The organism is Paenibacillus sp. 32O-W (assembly GCF_007679495.1).
Lineage (GTDB): Bacteria > Bacillota > Bacilli > Paenibacillales > NBRC-103111 > Paenibacillus_L > Paenibacillus_L residui.
This window is the reverse complement of sequence record NZ_VEGP01000004.1, coordinates 67,456-86,894: the sequence shown is the minus strand read 5'-3', so window position 1 is coordinate 86,894 and position 19,439 is coordinate 67,456. Positions and strand designations below refer to the sequence as shown.

Sequence of the window (19,439 nt, the reverse complement as noted above, 5' to 3'; positions counted from 1 at the left end):
AAGGCTCAAGCCATCTGACTCCTTGCTGATACAACATGGTTTCTATTCATCCTCTACCGGATAAGCGTAAACTATAAACCGGTCGGGGGCATCCCCAACATATCTGAACGGGTAACAGGTCGACAAGGTTAAGACTTCCTCTCCCTTGGGGCCTATAACCGTTGTATTATCGCTGGAGACAATTTCGGTTTCCTCAATGCTGTACTCGAATGTTCCGTAAGGCATTTCAACGATCAGACGGTCTCCAATCTCCAATTCGCCGAAATTTCGGAAGACGGTATCACGGTGTCCCGACAGCAGGATTTGTTCATTATCCATAGGAAATGCCGTTGTGCGGTAGTGTCCTACTCCTTTGGCGAGCATTTCCTCATCCGTTCCTTCGATAATCGGCAGCTTGGCTTCAATCTTCGGAATCTTCAGAACACCGATGACATCGTTATCCTGGGGATCAAATTGCTGTCTTGCTGCTAACTGGGCAGCCTGCAGAGCTTCCTTAGAATCCACCTCCGGCTGAACTATCGGCTTGGGCTTGAATTCCTGTTCCAAGGAAATCTTGCTTTCCGCCTCCTCCAACGCTCTTTGCATTCCTATCTTATGGCTGAAATACTGATATACACTAACGAATATGAAAATGACACCTATAAGGATTAATAAAGAGCCAATTTTATTTCTCATGGCGGTCTTCCTCTTTCGCAGCACAGGCAACCTCCCTATCCCGTTAATATGTCGTCTTGGCATACAAGGACGACAGGCCCAATCATCGTTATATGGCCGCATCCCGCTTAGAAAATTCAAGACAGAGTTCCTCTTAAACACGAGTATAAGACTAGTATTGAAACCATGCAACTGATATATAGAAATTTACAAAATAAATCAATTTTAGTATATAAAAATACGTATTGTAATGCCAGGCCGTGTGCACAGGTTTTAGCCATCTGTGCCCGCTGCAGCTTCTTCCGGCCCCGAGATCTTCCGGGACTCGCCGGTCGGAAACTGCTTATGCATTCTTCTCTTGAACTGTGCCGGAGAACAGCCGTGCTGCCGTTTGAACAGCTCATGAAAATGCGCCCGGTTCGGTATCCCCACCTCGTTCGCAATCTGCTCGACGGTCAGGTCCTCGGTCAATAACAGCTGCTCCGCCTTCCGGATCCGTTTAAAATTAACGTACTCTGTGAAAGACATGCCGATTGCCCGTTTGAACGTCCGCAAGAAATGATGATAGCTTAAATTCATCCGCCGGCTTGCCTCTGCAACCGTCACTTTCTCCTTCAGGTTCTTATCGATATAAAGTAGAACAGGCGCCAGCATTTGCAGCTGCTCTCCGCGATCGTACTGCAGTCTGTCGCTGCGGTCACTCCGGACAAGCACCAGAATAATCTGCTTGACCAGCATCGAAATCGCAATTTCATAGCCCTTGGCCTGGCCCCCGATTTCCTCGTAAATGCCCAGAATGGCCTCGGCCACCTTCTTCTTTGCCTCCGGATTTTCTTTAAAGATATAGTTTAACGCGCTTAACGGCCGGATCTGCTCTTGAAAATATTTCAGGTGAACCACTACGGATTGATCAAAATGGGATGCAAGATCAAGCTGGAACACAATGTACTTCAGCGGCTTGCCGAGCGGACGCGTCCAATGCGGCTGAGAGGAGCCGATCAGCAGCACATCCCCGCTTCCAATCGTCCATTTCTCTTCGGGAACCCCCACCTCCATCTCTCCCTGCAGAATGAGCAGGAATTCCGCTTCTCTATGATAATGCCAGCGATCCGGCGGAGTATCGGCCGGTTGAGGCATCATTTCTCCGCCGCTGTCGTGAACGATTTCCCAAATTTTGAGACACAAAAAAGGATTCTGATAATGGACTTCCTCATGGCTGATCTTCATTGTTTTCCCCCCGCCGGGTCGGTTTAATCGTTTGCTTGTCCCACATTGTCAAACAGCCGAACGGCTGATAAACTTAAGAATCGCTATTCCATCGATTAATTATACCATGCTTGATCGCTTGTGAGCACAATTGGATACAAAATGGTCAGGATCGCTCCTTTTCTCGGCCGTTCTGTTTACTTATGATAGAGGGGACAAGAACAAACCATTAGTGCAATGCATAAATAAGGAGGCAATGAAATGAGCGGCAATGTGAGAGTCACCATATGGAATGAATACCGCCATGAACTAAAAGATGAGGCGGTCCGGAACATTTATCCGCAAGGAATACATGCCGTCCTGGCGGAAGCCTTGGGCACGGAATTTGCAGTCCGCACCGCAACGTTGGATGAGCCTGAGCACGGATTGACGGAAGAAGTGCTGAACGAGACCGACGTCCTTGTCTGGTGGGGGCATATGGCCCATAAGGAAGTTCAGGATGAGATCGTCGAGCGGGTCTATCAGCGGGTGCTTGCCGGAATGGGACTGATCGTTCTCCACTCGGGGCATTTCTCCAAAATATTCAAGAAATTAATGGGTACCTCCTGCGATCTTAAGTGGCGCGAAGCCGGAGACAAGGAGCGGCTCTGGGTCGTCTCTCCCGGACACCCTATCGTGCAGGGAATCGGCGAATACATCGAGCTGGAGCAGGAAGAAATGTATGGAGAGCATTTCGATATTCCGGAACCGGACGAGCTCGTCCTGGTAAGCTGGTTCGAAGGCGGGGAAGTGTTCCGCAGCGGCTGCTGCTTCAAGAGAGGGCTGGGACGCATCTTCTATTTCCGTCCGGGTCATGAGACGCATCCGACTTACTATAATGAAGGAGTGCGCCGCATCATCGCCAACAGCGTACGCTGGGCCGCACCGACGGGCGACAGCAAGCCGAAGTACGGGCGTTACGTTCCATCCCTGGAGCCGATTAAAGATAAGGGGAGCGTTTAACGAATGAGCAAGCTTAAGATTGGTGTTATCGGAACCGGCAATATTTTCCGCCATATCCATGCTCCCGGTTGGCTGTCTCTTCCGGAGGTGGAGCTTGTGGCCGCGTGTGATTCGAATCGGGAGCTGGCGGAGGCTGCGGCCAAGGATTTCGGAATTCCGCGCATCTATACCGATTATCGGGAGATGCTGGAGCGCGAGGAGCTGGACGCGGTTGGAATCAGCACCCCTAACCTGTTCCATTCGGAAATATCGATCTTCGCATTGAACCGGGGAATCCATGTATTTTGCGAAAAACCGGACGCCATCAATCCCGCCGAAGCGCGCAAGATGGCCGAAGCGGCCCGGCAATCCGGCAAAGTGCTGATGGTGATGCGGAACAACCGGTTTACCCAGGCGTCGCAATTTCTGAAAAGATATATCGACTCCGGAGCGATGGGTGATATCTATACCGGACGGACGGGTTGGATCCGCCGCCGCGGCATCCCCGGTCGGGGAGGCTGGTTTACGACAAAGGCTCTGTCCGGCGGAGGCCCTCTTATTGATCTCGGGGTTCATATGATCGATCTCGCCATTTGGTTAATGGGAAATCCGAAGCCGATGTCCGTATCCGCCTCCACCTATACGAAATTCGCAGGCACAACGATATCGGACCCGAATCTCAAGCAAGTAACCGGCCGGCCGGTCGGAGGGACTTTCGATGTCGAGGATTTGGCCTCCGGGTTCATCCGGTTCCAGAACGGGGCTACGCTGCAAATCGAGTTTAGCTGGGCCTCCAACATTGAGCACGAATCGAAATTTCTCGAGCTTCGAGGAACGCTCGCCGGCTGCAGCATGCAGAATGACGATTTGAAGCTGTTTACCGAGATCGAGCAGGTGCTGTGCGACATCACTCCCCGGTTTCCCAAGACCGGTGATCAGGCGCATCATCTCAACATTCGCCATTTCATTGACTGCGTATTCGGACGGACCGAGCCGATCATCACTCCCGAGTACGGCGTTGACATGATCGAGATTTTATCCGCAATCTACGAATCGGCCGAAACTCAAACGGAAGTACGCCTGTAACCTTCTGTGGACAGTCAGATATTCGAAATAATAAAATGCAGCCGCCCTTGGACAGGGTCGGCTGCATTTTTTTGCGGAGCGAGGTCAACGGCCTCTTCTTCATTTCCACTTTGGAGGGACAGTCCTTCCTTTCCGCTCTATTCACCTGAATTCAGAATGCGGATTCTACCCTCCAACTGAGGGGAGATCGTCCCATTCTTCCGCACGTATTCGGTAAATGCATCTCTTAAGTAATGCTTCGTCTTCTGCTTTAAGACCGTGTTTTCCTTCAGCATCGTAAATTTGTCCCCGCCGCCTGTCAGGAAGTCATTGGCAACCACCTTGTAGGTTTTGTTTTTGTCCAATGGTTGACCGTCCATCGTCACCTCCACCAGTCTTGCGCCAGGCTCCTTCGAGGCGTCGAACGTGTACTGAATCCCGGATACCTGCAGGAATCCTCCGGCAGCGGCCGGATAGCTTGCCAGGCTGTGCTCGATCGCATCCCAAACCGTCTGCCCGCTTGCCTCTACCATGACAACCGTATTGTCGAAAGGAAGCGCGGCGTAAATTTGCTCCAGCGTGATGTCCCCGGCGGGAATGCTTGCCCGGATGCCGCCCCCATTTTGCAGAGCAATATCCGCTCCGGTCAAGTCTCTCAGACTGTCAGCCAATGCGTTCCCGAAATTGGATTCCTTCAGTCTTACTGTCTGTCTCTCCCCGTCCAATGGAACTTCCGCCGTGCCGACGACCTGCTTCATCTTCTGATCCAATTGGCTGCTGTAGCGATCGATGATTTCGTTCACTTTCGGATCTGACGGAAGATTGTCCGTCATGAACAGGTGAGCGAAGTTCAGACCGATCATCTTTCCGCCCATCGTCTGAATGTTGATCTGATTAAGGACCTCTGCATGCTTTCCCGGAGAGATGAGCCAGGTTCCCTCTATTTGCTTGGGAAAGTCCACCACGTCCTGACCTCCTCCGATTTCCACGTCAATGCCGCTTACCCGAGCCGGAAGCAGCGGATTGTCTCCATGCAGATGGGCCAAGGCAATAATGATATCGGTTCGGCCCCGCAATTCGTCGACCTCTTTCTGAGCCGCCTCGAAATGATCGGTGAAGCTGATTCCTTCGACATTTTGAGGATGTGTGTAATAATGGCTCTCATCGTCGGTGACGCCGACAATACCGATCTTCACTCCGTCTATTTCCTTAATAATAGAAGAATGCAGGAAGGAAGGCTTTGCTTCACGATAGAAGGTGTTGGCCGACAGAAACGGAAACTGTGCGCTTTCCGCATTGCGCTGCATCACCTGGATCGGAAAATCGAAATCATGATTTCCGAGCACCATGGCATCGTATTTCATCTCGTTCATAACCTCGATCGTCGAAGCTCCCTCGAACAAATTTCCGATATTGGTGTTATACGGAGCGTCTCCGGCATCCACCAGCAAAGTATTGGGCTGCCGCTTGCGGGTATCCTTAACGATCCGGCTCATTTTGGCGAGACCGCCAATCACATATTCCTCTCCTGCCGGCCTGTACGGCTCCAGATGGGAATGAATGTCCGATGTGGCAAAGACGGTAATGATCTTGAAATCGGGATGCCGCACAATATGGTGCAAACTTCCGGCGGCTTCCTCTCGTGTAATCAGCTCTTCTAGGTCGATTTCCTCCCTCAGAAGACCAAGCTTGACCAGCTCTTCCGGACCGTTAGCACCGGAATCCACGCCTAAAACGACCTTGGCCAGCATCTCCCGCCATTCCTTCTTGGTGACGAACCGCTCCGGTGAGAAAATTCCCCCCTCCACTTCCGCGGCCCGAACCTTGATCAAGCCCTCGATATCCTGCAAGCCCCAATGATTTACGATATCCGAAGCAGACGGAATCGAGAATGATTCATCGATGACCCCGAGAGGATCGGAGTATCGGAACGATTTGTTCATCGTCGGATCGCTTGGAATGATCGGTTCGATCGGCGTCAGATGAAAGCCTCGGACCAATAGCGACGCCGCTTGTGCCCTTGTCAGAGGCTGCTTGGGATAGTAAAAATGATTTTCGAAGCCGTTTATGATACCGTCCCGGTGCAAATCCAGAATCGCTTCCTTAAAGGGGGAGTGTTCAATGTCTGAAAATACCGGATTTTGTTCGGCGTACGCCGGAATCGATACGACAGACATTAGCATGAACACGAGAACGGCCAACCAATTTCTTTGAGACATCCTAGAGCACTTCCTTCGTCTTATAATGAGTTGTCTCATCCATTGTAACGGGCAATCTTCAACGCGCTGTTAAAACCATGTAATGATTGGGTAAAAAAAGCTTTTATACGGAGCCGGCTCGAAGATGAATAACCCGGTTTTAAAGGTCGCTTTTTATGCCAATAACATAATGGACTAAAAATCCCCCGGGCTCCTTTGTTCCATGCAGCAGAACATCTTGTCTCTACGCAACACTTTTAATTAATCCAAATTTAATTGAACTTAAGCAAAAAAAAGGATTGACAAAACAAATTTAACTGGAATAGAATTGAAGAAAAGTTTACCTTGTTCAACTTTATTTTACCTTATTAACTATTTTCGCTTAAGGAAAGAGGGTCGCTTTTTTATTAAAAATACTATTTTTCGGAGGAATGAATGAACATGAGTGGATGGAAAACCAAAGAAGCAAACTTGCAATTCACAAAAAGAGGCTCGCTGACAAAGCTGATGGCGGTCTTGGCCTGTTTGACTCTGGCCGTTATGCTGACGGCTTGCGGAACGAAGGACGCCTTCAGCGGCAGCGAAGGGAAAATTAAGATAACGGCGACAATCGGAATGATAACCGATGTGGTCAAGGAAATCGGCGGCGAGCATGTAGAGGTTATAGGCCTGATGGGATCGGGGGTCGACCCTCACCTGTATAAAGCGTCCCAGGGTGACATCGCCAAGCTGGATCAGGCGGATATCGTGTTCTACAACGGCTTGCATCTGGAAGGCAAGATGGTCGAAATTTTCGAACGGATGGAGAAGAAGAAGCCGACCGTCGCCGTCGCGAGCAAGATCGATACCTCTCAACTGCGTGCAGGAGACGAAGAGATGGGAGAATTCGATCCGCATATTTGGTTCGATGTGAGGCTGTGGATGACAGCGACCGAAACGATCCGGGACGCTCTAATTGAGTTCGATTCCGCTCATGCGGCCGATTATCAGAAGAATGCAGACGCCTATTTGAAGCAGTTGGAACAGCTGCACAAGGAAGTCACCGACAAAATCAACACGATCCCGGAATCCAGCAGGGTTCTCGTTACCGCCCATGACGCCTTCGGCTATTTCGGCGACGCCTACGGAATTAAAGTGATGGGACTGCAGGGGCTCAGCACCGCATCGGAGGCCGGGACGAAAGACGTGACCGATCTGCGTGATTATTTGATTGAGAATAAAATCAAAGCCGTTTTTATCGAAACCAGTGTCCCCGATAAAGCAATTAAAGCGGTCATTCAAGGCGCCAAGGAAAAAGGTCACGAACTAAAAATCGGCGGCGAGCTGTTCTCCGACGCGATGGGCAAAGACGGAACACCGGAAGGAACTTATATCGGAATGGTGCGCCATAACGTGGATACCATCGTTAATGCTTTGAAATAGCGGCAGATTCCGCAAACGGCGGGAATGCCCGGGATGCGGCTTCCGCCATCCGGCTGCATTCGCCCTGCTTGCAAGCTATCAATAATCTAAGGGGATGAAAAACATATGAATAAGGTGCCATTGAAAATAGACAATTTATCAGTCGCCTATCAGAAGAAGCCGGTGCTCCGGAACGTCTCTTTCGAAGTGCCGGAAGGCAAGCTGATCGGAATTATCGGTCCGAACGGTGCCGGAAAATCGACGCTGATTAAAGCGGCCCTTGGACTTATACCCCGCCTATCCGGCGAAGTGTCCATCTACGGCCGCCCCTATGCCGAACAGCGGAGCATGATCGGATATGTTCCTCAGCGGGAATCGGTCGACTGGGATTTTCCGACGAACGCCCTCGATGTCGTCATGATGGGACGGTATGGGCATTTGGGTTGGTTTAAACGTCCCGGCTCGACAGAGAAGAAAATAGCGATGGATTGTCTGGCCAAGGTCGGAATGACGGATTATTCCGACCGGCAGATCAGCCAGCTTTCCGGTGGACAGCAGCAGCGTATCTTTCTTGCGCGGGCCCTCGCCCAGGATGCCAAGCTGTACTTTATGGATGAGCCTTTTGTCGGCGTAGACGCCGCTACGGAGAAAGCGATTATTACTCTGCTGAACGAGTTGAAGATGCAGGGCAAGACCGTCCTGGTCGTCCATCACGATCTGGCCACGGTCCAGGAATATTTCGATTGGGTTCTGCTTTTAAACGTCAATTTAATCGACTTCGGCCCCGCGGACCAAGTATTTACAGCCGATAAATTACAGCAGACGTACGGAGGCAGACTGACCATGCTCGATCAGGAAAACCGCTCGGCATGGATCTTGAACGCGAGGTGATGAAGGATGTTCGGATGGCTGGAAATTTTCCTCGATCCTAATACACAATGGATTTTATTCGGCTGCATGCTGCTTGGATTAAGCAGCGGAGTCATCGGCAGCTTCGCTTACTTGCGCAAACAGTCGCTGATGGGCGATGCCTTATCCCACGCCGCACTTCCCGGGGTATGCATTGCCTTTATGCTGACGGGCTCGAAATCGATCCTGCTCTTCCTTCTGGGAGCTGCAATTGCCGGGATCATTGCTACCTTCGGCATTGGATATATCACCCGCAACACAAGAATTAAGCAGGATTCGGCTTTGGCTATTACACTGACCGTCTTCTTCGGCTTCGGTATCGTCCTGCTGACGCAAATACAGCATAGCGGTAACGGCAATCAAAGCGGTCTGGATAAATTTCTATTCGGGCAAGCCGCTTCGATGATTCATACGGATGTTGTCATTATGGCCATCATTTCCGTCCTGCTTGTCGGTGCCTGCGCCCTGCTGTTTAAGGAATTCAAGCTGCTGAGCTTTGATCCCGGTTTTGCGCGTGGGATGGGATACCCCGTTACTTTCCTGGAGCAGCTCATCATGTTCCTTATCGTGGTGGCCGTTGTCGTCGGCATTCAGGCCGTTGGAGTCGTACTTATGGCTGCGCTCTTGATTACTCCGGCAGTTTCCGCCCGGTACTGGACCGAGAAGCTTGGCGTAATGGTGACGCTGTCCGGATTGTTCGGAGCCTTGAGCGGTCTGGTGGGCACATTCATCAGCGCCAGCGGCAATAACCTGCCGACCGGCCCGCTCAGCGTGCTGTCCGCGACTCTGCTCTTTGTCATCTCGGTCATCTTTGCCCCCCGCCGGGGCATCCTTTCCAAGTGGCTGCTGCGCCATTCGGTCCGCAGCAAGGTTAGACGGGAGGAAGCCTCCCTCAAGCTGGAGCGAAAGGAGAGAGCCGTATGAGTACATTCTGGATCATTTTCACCGGTGCGCTGGTCGCCGGGGCCTGCAGCCTCGTCGGGTGCTTCCTCGTTCTGAGGAAGATGGCCATGATCGGAGACGCGATCAGTCATTCGGTGCTTCCAGGCATCGTGATCGCCTTCCTCATTAGCGGCACCAGAGACTCACTGGCCATGCTGCTTGGGGCCGCGGTACTCGGGCTGGTTACCGTGTTTCTCATACAAATGTTTCATCAGAGCGGCGTTCAATCAGACGCATCCATAGGAGTGGTGTTTACGGCCCTCTTCGCAGTGGGCATCGTTCTGGTCAGCCTATATACAAGAAATATTGATTTGGATTTGGATTGTGTGCTTTATGGGGAAATTGCCTACGTTCCTTGGAATACCATTGAGATTGCCGGAATCGACATCGGGCCGAAGGCCGTCTGGGGTGTGGGACTCGCCCTTCTGCTCAGCGCCATATTGATTACCGCTTTTTACAAGCAGTTCAAGCTCTGCTCCTTCGATCCGGCCATGGCCGCCGCTGTCGGTATCCCCGTCGCCTTCTTTCACTATTTACTCATGGGACTCGTATCCGTGACGACGGTCGCCTCGTTCGAAAGCGTCGGCGCGATTCTTGTCGTAGGTATGCTGGTGGTGCCGCCGGCTACCGCTTATCTGCTGACGGATAAACTGGGCCGGATGATCACATACAGCCTGTTGATCGGCTGCTTCTGTTCCATTGCCGGCTATTACACCGCACATCTGCTGGATGCCTCGATTGCCGGATGCATGATCAGCGTCGCGGGAGTTTTGTTCGTCATCGCACTGCTCTTCTCTCCGACCCACGGCGTAGTGTTCCGCAAGCTTAAGCAGAGACGGATGACCCGCGACCATGCGGCGAGCAGTCCCGCAGTATAAATCAGCCGCGGCTATCCTTGGTCACCGTTGGACGATAAGCAATTCATAGGGAGTCGGCCTTTGCGGCCGCTCCCTTTTCTTACCAAATAGGTTGATGATGTCCAAGGAGGTGAACCATCCTTGCCCACTCCCGCAATGGAAGATTATTTGGAACAGATTTATCGGCTGATCGAAACCAAAGGATACGCCCGGCCGGTCGATATTGCGGCGCGCCTTAAAGTCACTTCGCCTACGGTCACCAAGATGATTCAGCGCCTTCACGAATCCGGATTCGTCCGTTACGAGAAATACCGCGACGTTATTTTAACGGCCAAAGGGAAAAAGATTGGTCAGTCCACTGTCAGGAAACACGAAATCCTGGAAGAGTTTTTCCGCATCCTTCGCGTAGACGATGAGGTTGCCTGCCTAGAAATCGAACAGATTGAGCATTATATCGGCCAGCAGACCTCCTGCCGTATCGCCAGTCTGGTTCAATTCCTTAAGGAGCATCCACCTATTTATCAATCCTTCCTGCAGTACCTGCTTATTCGCCATGCTCCCCCCAACAAGAGGCTTCCCGATCCGTCTGAATAGGCAACCGTGTTATATGCTGCAGCCAGGCTATCCCTCCACGGCAGCTTGATCGGCCGGCCTGGCCGTCTTCGTTCCTCGGACCGAACGGGCATGGACGGAACGGGCATATTCCGTCGGAGTCATACCTACGGCCTGTTTGAATGATCGGGAAAAGGAGTGTATGCTGCTATAACCGAGCCGTTCGCCGATCTCCGTCATATTCAGCTTTTCCTCGCGAATCCAGCTCTTGGCCTGCTCGATCTTCTGCTTGCCGAAACAAGCCATAGCCCCACCCCCAGTCTCTTCCTTGAATAACGTAATTAAGCGGGTTCTGCCGATTTGGAACTGGCTGCATAGCTTATCAATGGACAGCTCCTCAGAGAGATGTTCCCTCATGTAGGCGATGATTTGCTCCGCCAAAGCCTTGTTTTCGTTCGATAACACAGTCTTGAAAGGTTTACGATCTGATCCGCCTCTCTCCCCTGTGCGAATCAATTGAATGAGCAAAATCTCCAGATAGTTGCGGATAACCTGCTCGCTGCCAAAAGAAGCGAACCTGTTCCTCCGAGGCAGCGACATCAGCGGAGAATCGACCGGAGGATCGAACGCCTCCCTTCCTTCTTGCAGCAAACAGGATAACAGCTGTCTCTCCCCTTCCTTCAACTGGAATGTCTTTCCTTCAAAAAAACGCATGGCCGGGGAATCGCATACAAAGGACACTATAAGCAAATTGGGAGCCGTACCGTCAAGGGCATGACCCACATGGAACTCATTGGGGGTATAAAAAATCATATCTCCTTGCTGCAAAATTTCCCGGCCGGTCCCGACTTCGATCTCCACCTTCCCTTTATCCACATAGACAAACTCCCAGAAGTCGTGACTCTCCCCACGCGATCTGAAATGGACGGGAAATTCCTTGTAGACAAAGGTCACCAGCTGACGAACGGACAGTTCCTCTCTTAAATCATATTTCGGGTATCCCATTTCCCCTGCCCCTCCGTACAAAATGATAAAATAGTCGTCCTTGCCGCTAAAGCCAAACCCTCTTACTTAAGCCTATTATATGAATGAACGCAAGAGAAAAAAATAGGATCTCATGGAGGTAAAAAAATGAGCCATATCCGTATGGGCATCATCGGATGCGGGGGAATGACGGGCTCCCACTTACAGGGACTAGCTATGATCGGCGATCGGATGACGATCACCTCGGTTTGCGATATCGATCCGGAGAAAGTCCGTCTCGCAGCAGACTTTACCGGAGCCGGGGTGGCCGTCACCGATTATCGGGAAATACTGCCCTTCGTAGATGCAGTATTGATTGCACTGCCTCACGACCTGCATTATGAGGTAGGAATGGCCTGTCTGGAGGCGGGCAAGCATGTGCTTATGGAGAAACCAATGTGCAATACCGAGCGGGAATGTCTGACGCTGATCGAGACCGCCGAGCGAAATAAGCTTACGCTGATGACGGCTTATCCGGTCCGGTTCTGGCCGGTGATCGGCCTAATGAAGCAGTACGTCGATAATAAAACCTACGGCGATGTATTCCAAATGTCCATTTGGACAGAACAGTATACCCGATATTCCCCCGGACACTGGGCTCACTCCAAAGTCAGGCTGGGCGGCGGGCAATTTTTCAGCCACGGGTGCCACTACATCGACCTTCTGCTGTGGTTTCTCGGCCAGCCGATCAGAGGGGCGCATATCGGAACTCGCAAAGGCACCCCCTGGCTCGAAGGAGAAGGGACGAGCAATGTCGTCCTGGAATTTGAAAGCGGCACACTGGGCTATCACTTTGGCACCTGGGGGGCACGAGGCACCAGGCTTGGCTATAGCATTCACATCCATTGCACCGAAGGAATGCTCGAATACGATTCGGCGACAAGAAAGCTAATTCTGCACTCACAAATCCATCCGGAAAAGGCGAATCTGGATACCTCCTCACACTCCCAAGTATTATACGAGCAGAAAGATACGGGGAAATTGACCCAGTACGAAATAATTCATTTTCTGGACTGTATCCATAACAGCCGTCAGCCCCTTACCGACGGCACCTCCAGTCTTCAGGGATTGCGCGTAATCTGGCGCTTATACGAAGCCGAGCAGAACGGAACGATTGCCGATTTACGCGGACTCGGATTGAATGATGACTGGAAAGCATTCCCCAAAGCAACCTAACGTAAAGACACCCCCGTATAAGCGATAGACAAGAGGCGGCCCGCTCCGCCTCATTTTTTCGGTTGTTTTAAGGCACGCCTATCCATTATAATATAGCTCTGATCATGACAAGATCAGCATTGGTTAAATCTATTTATAATGATTTTTTCCATCGAAAGGGGGCCTGTATGCTGGTATAATGAATTATTGTCCATCGATGTCCAATAACGAAAGCTGTGGAAACCATCGTCACCCGATCATCCTCCCATCGGATTACGGAGAATTCATCCAGGAACCTTATTCCCGTCGAATTTCTTCCTATGAACCGGAGAGCCTAGCCGCAATTCATTGGTCCAGGGTCGCCCTTTTCCATGCCAGACAGGTTCTTCGCCATCCGAACGTCGAGCCCAAGTTGCTGAAAGTTAAATTTATAGAAGATAGAAGATACACAGAAAGATAATATACGGATAGATAATTATAGAGGAGAGACCTTACGTGAGTTCTTCAAAAAAGAATACAACCGCATTAATTATTCTGATGATCAACATGTTCATTGCCATGCTTGGGATCGGGCTTGTTATTCCTATATTGCCGAAATTCATGCTTGAATTCGGCGCCAGCGGTAAAGCGCTGGGCTTCCTGGTCGCAGCCTTCGGATTGACGCAATTTCTGTTCTCTCCCATAGCCGGAGAATGGTCCGATAAATACGGCCGTAAGATAATGATAGTCGGCGGGCTGACTGCCTTTACCCTGTCCCAGCTTATTTTTGCCATGGGCACGGAGATGTGGATGCTTTACGTGTCGAGGTTGCTGGGCGGCTTGAGCGCCGCTGCCATGATCCCTCCGATGATGGCATATGTAGCGGATATTACAACGGAGGAGAAGAGGGGCAAGGGACTGGGCATGCTGGGTGCCGCGATGTCTCTCGGCTTTGTCATCGGTCCCGGCATCGGAGGATTCCTGGCAGAATATGGAGTCCGGGTACCGTTCTACGTCTCGGCAGCTGTTGCCGGAGTGGCGATGCTGATTTCCATCATAGTGCTTCCCGAAACGCTATCCCGCGATAAGCAGCTCGAAGCCCGCAGCACCAAGACCAAGAGAGAGAACATCCTCAAGCAATTCGCCATGTCTTTTAAAGCGCCCTACCTGGTGCTTCTGATCCTGGTCTTCGCCCTGACCTTCGGCTTGGCCAACTTTGAGGCGATCTTCGGGCTATATGTTGATATCAAGTACGGGTTTACTCCCAAAGATATTTCCATCCTCATTACGATCGGAGCTTTGGTCGGGGTCATTATCCAGGCGATATTCATAGACCGGCTGATTACCCGTTATGGGGAAAGAAAGCTGATCAATATGAGCTTCCTGATTTCGGCGGTCGCCCTGCTGCTTATGCTGTTATCAGGCAACTTCTGGTACGTTCTGCTCATTACGATTCTGTTCTTCACGTTCACATCGATTCTTAGACCCGCCATCAATACGCTGCTGTCGAAGATGGCCGGCAATGAGCAGGGCTTCGTCGCCGGGATGAACAATGCTTATATGAGTCTTGGCAATATTATCGGCCCGTCTCTGGCCGGGATATTATTCGATAAGCATACGGATATCCCATACTCGTTCGGCGCTATCATACTGCTGCTCAGCCTGGTGCTGTCGGTGGCCTGGAACCGCCGGACAGCAAGCGGACGGCGAACATCTGCTCAGGCCTAAAACCGCATCGAACCGTAGGCGACTGACCTGTCGAGGCTTGCAGTGTGCAGAACCGCTTCCCTAAAAATAAGCGTCTCCCGATCATCGGGAGACGCTTTATATTTCGAAAGCTTACCGCTTTCGCTTAGATGCACTTTTACTTCTATTTCACCGCATCCGGCACTTCCGGCGCGAAATAGATGCACTTTAGTCTGGAAGCGGACACCAACGGCACTGTAACGTTGACGGCTCCCCTTGCAAGCGCTCAGCCTCTATCGTGGATTTGGAGCCAATGGCTCCTCAGTATGGCCCGGGCCCACTTCATCCGCTTGGAACAGCCCCTCTATAAAGGCCCTCAGCCGTTTCTGATCGACCGTAAGGACCGCGGCCCCGTTAATCGTTTCTTCCCTGAGCAGGTCCATAGGCGGAATTTGCTCCGTCACCATGGAGTTGGCCTTGATTTTATACCCCAGAACCGCCAGCTTGATCATACTGCTTAAATCCATATTGGTTTCAATATAAGGGGCGATTTTATTCAAGATGTTCGGGACATTTACCAAGGTCGAGGTGGACTGCATTTTATCCGCAACGGCCTTCAGAAACTTGCGCTGGCGCTCGGTCCGTGCATAATCCGACAATGCATCCTTACGGAATCTGACGTACTGCAGAGCTTTATTTCCGTCCAGGTGCTGCATTCCCTCTTTTAGATCGATCTGATACTCCTGCTTATCCGCCGTATCGGTATATTTCATATCCTTCTCGACATAAAGATCCACTCCCCCGATCGCATCGACCAAGGCTATAAAGCTGTCCAGTTCAACATAAAAATAGTAATGAATCGGAAGTCCCATCAGATTTCCGACCACCTTCATAGTCAGTTCGGGGCCTCCATAGGCAAATGCGGAATTAATTCTGCTATGGCCGTGCCCGGGAATTTCTACATAGGTATCCCGTAAGATGGAAAACAAATGAGCTTTCTTGGAAACCGGATCGATAGACAGGACCATAATCGTGTCCGACCGCCCATGATCGCCTTCTTCTCTGCCATCTGCTCCAAGCAGCAAAATGTTGACCCTCTCTTTCCCCTCCCATTCCGGGATGACTTCCTTGTCTACCTGCTCTTTCCCTCCGTTGTCTTGTTTAACTTCGGAGTACCCCATTTCCTTTGCTCCTTTTTGAATTTGCATGCCGAAGGTAATAATAGAGTAACCGTAATAACCGGCAATCAGCAGGATCGGAACAAAGAGGGATACGATGATCCACTTGATTTTCTTAGCCATGATGTTTTCCTCTCATTCATTTAATGGGTTCGCTTCATTATTCTAACTTTCTACCACCGATAGCACTGCAAAAGTGTCTGACAGTCACCGGGAGAGAAGTTCGTGAAGCCAATCACCTGATAGCCTCTCTCTTGTAAAATAAATTCTCCCCGAATCTATGAAAATTTACATTTTATTCTATCGAATCTAGCTTTACAAAGTCAAACCGTGACGAAAAAACACTAACCCAACCTATGAAAGGAGTATTCTATTTTTCCCATCATTAACATATTTGCCATAGGGAAAGTTTAAAATCAAATCAACGGCCCACTGAACTTGAATCCTTTCAATGGGCCGTATCGTTAGCTTGCGCAATTATGATCCGGCGGCCTCAAGCCTGCCGTAAATACTGATAAAGCTCCGTATTGCGTGCGAAATACAAATTCCCGTTCTGATCACCGGCGAACAAGAAGGCCTCGTCGTCCAGAATGTTAAGTTTGCCTGAGCTCAATTCATATTGGAACAGCCTTCCCAAAGTAGTGCCGTACAAGGAGTGGTCGGAATGATATTGCAGATAGCCCCCCCTCCAGTAATGGGGCACCTCTTTCCAGTCGAAAGGAAATAGCGGGACCGTCTCGAGCACCTCCTTGCGCACAGGGTCAAACCGGAACAAAGTACCGGCCGTTAATCCCCATAAGAAACCGTCACTGTCGAACGCCAGAGCGGATATCGCCTTCTCTCCGGGAACCGGTACGCCTTCCCAGACCTTCGTCCTCGTTGCCGTATCCCACATGAGAAGGACGGCCTCCGATTTCTCCGGTACAACCCCCAGTCCCCCCCATACGGTACCCCCGGCGAAGATGGTTCCATCATGGTAAGCCAGTGAAATGATGCTTTGCTTATCGATAATATTGCGGTAGACCTCGTGGCGGTCCTCCTGCGGGCGATATAAGGTTAATGCTCCGCCCAGCCTCCCGTAACTGGATACGGTTCCGATCGCCAATTCCTCCCCTGCAGCGGCGAAAGCAAAGGGCCGGTCCTGCTCATCCCCCTGCAGCGAGAACAGAGGCTTCGGATTAACCCCATAATCCCAGGGCTCTTCAGGATCATAGCAGAACAGAATCGCCTTCGGATAGACCCCCATGTACAGCTTGCCGTCGAATGCGAGCATGTTCTCAATCTGACCGATTCCTTGGAACGACGCCAGCTTATCGGCTGCCGGATCATAGCTTGCAAATCCGCCGGCGAAATATCCTCCGATGCAAATTCGGCCATCCGGTCCGCAGGTCAACGATTGCAGGGTAATCGGGCGTCCGGTTAATTCCGGCCGCATCGTTATGTATCGGTCCGTAGCCGGATGATAAATCCAGTAGCTTCCGTCGCGGTTGACGCTGACCAGGCTCTTCCCCGGGAATTCCGGGCTCTTCCATTCCAGCCATCCATAGTCGGAAGCCGGCTGCGGCATGGCCAGGGATGTCGGGGCCAATGCCGACGTCTGCGGATCATAGGAGTGCAGAACGTCGTCTTTAACAAAGTACACCAGCCCTTCCTCGCTGGGCGGCGAGACAGACAAGCCCGATACCCCTTCCACTTCATCGCCCCATTCTCCGGTTTCCAGATCATAACTGAGAAGCACATTGGAAGGAGTGATGCGGATCAATAGCTTCGGATAGGCAATGTCGAGATCATAAACCAGCTGTTCCTCCTGCCACTTGGCCGGAAGTGTAATCTCCCTCACAACCCCCGTCTGCGTATCCAATTCTATCAAATGCGGCTTCTTCGTACCGACTCCAATATACAGCTTGTCATTCAACGCCTTCATGCAGCGCGTATACTGCTCTCCTTCGACGATCTGCCCATAATCCCGGAAGCCGCCTACCGCCGGATCGTATTGGTACACCTTTCCTCCGGGATAGCATCCGCCGTACACCCTGCCTTGACTGTCTGCGGCGAGACGCCATGTATAATGCTCCCCTGGAATCGCATTGCCCAGATTGACCGCCCCTTGCTCCGGCGTATACCGGTACAAATTGCCGTCCCCTCCGATATATACACCGGAATCGACCGCTACGACGCCCCAGCAATGCTTCGCCCCTTCCAGCAAATAACGGCCCAAGCATTCCGCCGTATGAGGATCGATGACAAATAATACGCAGGGCTCCCCTGAGGAAACGGCATAGATCCGGTCTTCCCCGCCCTCTTGTCCGTAAGCGGCCGTCCAAATATGTACGCCTTGGATCGGTTCCCCTATTTTACGAATGCTCATAGATTCAGCTCCTATCCCCACAATTCATCCGGTCCTTTCCGACCTACTCTTTTCCCTTATCCTAATATATCGCGTTATCTATTGTACCATGATCTGCCAGCCTGCGGCCTTCATTTGCAGAAATAAGTTTGGCGAGCTGCAATCTTAATCGATGTGTCGGACAAATTTCTGCACCTTAAGTCTCATTTTATTGATGCTTCGGAACTAAAAAGATGCTATAATCTGGTAAACTACTTACTATCAAGGAGAGAAGACCGCCCATGAGAAAGAGTTTGATCGCACTAATGATGGCTTTCCTGCTGCTCCTGCCCGGCTATGCTTCGGCCGCGGAGCCCGAGAAAATTGAGGTTGGATTCAACCAAATCCAGGTCAAGGTGAACGGGGTCACCTCTGTCAGCAACAACTTGCTGTATGAGGGCACGACTTATGTTCCGGTTCGAAATCTGGCCGAGATGCTGGGCTGGGACGTCATCTATTATGACAAAACTAGAACCGCTTATATTGGAATGCTTCCGGCCGGAGAAGTACCGGATGAAGTCATTGATGCCGCAGAAGCGCAGGCGGCCGCCGCCTCCGAAGAAGAGGTCGTGCTGGAGGACAAGAGATTTGACACGATCGAAGCCGTATTCAATGATATTGCCATCCAGGTTCATGGAATTCCGGTAGAAACGAGCAACATTCTGTACAATGGGACGACCTATGCCCCCATCAGAGCTGTGGCCGAAATTATGGAGATGGACGTTCATTTTTACGGGCCAACCTCTACTGCGTATATCGGCACTGTACCCCAAGGCGAAGTTCCGTTCGAGACCTATAAGGAGTGGTATCCGGATGCGAAGCGTCCCCTGTCCCACGAACCGGCTACCGGCGAGATGGAAGGCTGGCAATTGCTAAAGGGCCATGAATATGAGGACCTTGTAGAAATCTACTACAGAATTAACGGCACTATTCTCTATACGCAAATGCATGAAATCAGAGAGGTTGACCTGAACCAGGTCGTGGAATGGGTCGATGATTCCGGAAACAAGAGGTACAATACCGTTGGCGACCTCTATGACCTGTTCGGAAGCTTCAGCCGATACAGCAGCGACTGGTTTTATGAAAAATTCGGTGATCTGTACATGGATTGGTTCTTTATCGGAACGATCCGGGCCGAAGATATCGTTGAGGATTACGTGACGGAGACCGGGCAGCAATAGACGGTGCTGCCCCGGAATTGTTTGCATAAGACGGGAACATCCCAACAATGAAGTAAAAAGGACCTCAAATCCCACTATGGAGTGGG

The 19,439-nt window shown here is 51.2% G+C and carries 16 protein-coding genes; 10 read left to right on the top strand and 6 right to left on the bottom strand.

Annotation, left to right across the window (positions count from 1 at the left end; all coding sequences use genetic code 11):
- Positions 1-42: 42 nt before the first annotated feature.
- Both FS806_RS02705 and FS806_RS02700 read right to left on the bottom strand, forming a co-directional pair.
- Complete coding sequence (locus tag FS806_RS02705) at positions 43-675, bottom strand: class D sortase (RefSeq protein ID WP_144932919.1); 633 nt, start codon at positions 673-675, stop codon at positions 43-45.
- A 252-nt stretch (positions 676-927) separates the two neighbouring features.
- Positions 928-1,881 carry a helix-turn-helix domain-containing protein gene (locus FS806_RS02700; RefSeq protein ID WP_144932918.1) on the bottom strand — a complete coding sequence of 318 codons (954 nt, stop codon included), beginning with the start codon at positions 1,879-1,881 and terminating at the stop codon, positions 928-930.
- Positions 1,882-2,121: 240 nt separating this feature from the next.
- Here FS806_RS02700 and FS806_RS02695 point away from each other — a divergent pair, with 240 nt between their 5' ends.
- On the top strand, positions 2,122-2,862 hold the full coding sequence (locus FS806_RS02695) for a ThuA domain-containing protein (protein WP_144932916.1): 741 nt from the start codon (positions 2,122-2,124) through the stop codon (positions 2,860-2,862).
- A gap of 3 nt (positions 2,863-2,865) precedes the next feature.
- A complete protein-coding gene (locus tag FS806_RS02690) occupies positions 2,866-3,927 on the top strand; it encodes a Gfo/Idh/MocA family protein (protein ID WP_144932914.1) in 1,062 nt (353 codons plus the stop codon).
- 137 nt (positions 3,928-4,064) lie between these two features.
- Here FS806_RS02690 and FS806_RS02685 read toward each other — a convergent pair whose 3' ends face one another.
- On the bottom strand, positions 4,065-6,125 hold the full coding sequence (locus tag FS806_RS02685) for a 5'-nucleotidase C-terminal domain-containing protein (protein ID WP_186328173.1): 2,061 nt from the start codon (positions 6,123-6,125) through the stop codon (positions 4,065-4,067).
- Positions 6,126-6,545: 420 nt separating this feature from the next.
- Here FS806_RS02685 and FS806_RS02680 point away from each other — a divergent pair, with 420 nt between their 5' ends.
- The 5 genes from FS806_RS02680 (at position 6,546) to mntR (ending at position 10,807) form a co-directional block, all read left to right on the top strand.
- Positions 6,546-7,526, top strand: coding sequence for a metal ABC transporter solute-binding protein, Zn/Mn family (locus FS806_RS02680; protein ID WP_144932910.1), 981 nt, complete (start codon positions 6,546-6,548; stop codon positions 7,524-7,526).
- A 105-nt stretch (positions 7,527-7,631) separates the two neighbouring features.
- Complete coding sequence (locus FS806_RS02675) at positions 7,632-8,396, top strand: metal ABC transporter ATP-binding protein (RefSeq protein ID WP_144932909.1); 765 nt, start codon at positions 7,632-7,634, stop codon at positions 8,394-8,396.
- A 6-nt stretch (positions 8,397-8,402) separates the two neighbouring features.
- Positions 8,403-9,338 carry a metal ABC transporter permease gene (locus tag FS806_RS02670; RefSeq protein ID WP_144932906.1) on the top strand — a complete coding sequence of 312 codons (936 nt, stop codon included), beginning with the start codon at positions 8,403-8,405 and terminating at the stop codon, positions 9,336-9,338.
- Positions 9,335-10,234 carry a metal ABC transporter permease gene (locus FS806_RS02665; RefSeq protein WP_144932904.1) on the top strand — a complete coding sequence of 300 codons (900 nt, stop codon included), beginning with the start codon at positions 9,335-9,337 and terminating at the stop codon, positions 10,232-10,234. The genes FS806_RS02670 and FS806_RS02665 overlap by 4 nt, the downstream gene beginning before the upstream one ends.
- A 120-nt stretch (positions 10,235-10,354) precedes the next feature.
- A complete protein-coding gene (gene mntR, locus FS806_RS02660) occupies positions 10,355-10,807 on the top strand; it encodes a transcriptional regulator MntR (protein WP_144932902.1) in 453 nt (150 codons plus the stop codon).
- 27 nt (positions 10,808-10,834) lie between these two features.
- Here the strand turns inward: mntR and FS806_RS02655 are convergent, their stop codons facing one another.
- Positions 10,835-11,770 carry an AraC family transcriptional regulator gene (locus tag FS806_RS02655; protein WP_144932900.1) on the bottom strand — a complete coding sequence of 312 codons (936 nt, stop codon included), beginning with the start codon at positions 11,768-11,770 and terminating at the stop codon, positions 10,835-10,837.
- Between the two features lie 126 nt (positions 11,771-11,896).
- Between FS806_RS02655 and FS806_RS02650 the strand changes: the two genes are divergently transcribed.
- Positions 11,897-12,964, top strand: coding sequence for a Gfo/Idh/MocA family protein (locus tag FS806_RS02650; RefSeq protein ID WP_144932898.1), 1,068 nt, complete (start codon positions 11,897-11,899; stop codon positions 12,962-12,964).
- Positions 12,965-13,438: 474 nt separating this feature from the next.
- Entirely contained in the window at positions 13,439-14,650 is a 1,212-nt protein-coding gene (locus FS806_RS02645) for an MFS transporter (protein ID WP_260981956.1), read from the top strand.
- 251 nt (positions 14,651-14,901) lie between these two features.
- On the opposite strand, the gene FS806_RS02640 is transcribed toward FS806_RS02645, so the two are convergent.
- Positions 14,902-15,909 carry an LCP family protein gene (locus FS806_RS02640; RefSeq protein WP_144932896.1) on the bottom strand — a complete coding sequence of 336 codons (1,008 nt, stop codon included), beginning with the start codon at positions 15,907-15,909 and terminating at the stop codon, positions 14,902-14,904.
- A 370-nt stretch (positions 15,910-16,279) separates the two neighbouring features.
- Complete coding sequence (locus FS806_RS02635) at positions 16,280-18,154, bottom strand: WD40 repeat domain-containing protein (protein ID WP_144932894.1); 1,875 nt, start codon at positions 18,152-18,154, stop codon at positions 16,280-16,282.
- Between the two features lie 260 nt (positions 18,155-18,414).
- Between FS806_RS02635 and FS806_RS02630 the strand changes: the two genes are divergently transcribed.
- The gene (locus FS806_RS02630; RefSeq protein WP_144932892.1) at positions 18,415-19,353 is read left to right on the top strand and encodes a stalk domain-containing protein; all 939 of its coding nucleotides are present in this window, start codon (positions 18,415-18,417) and stop codon (positions 19,351-19,353) included.
- The last annotated feature ends 86 nt before the right edge of the window (positions 19,354-19,439 follow it).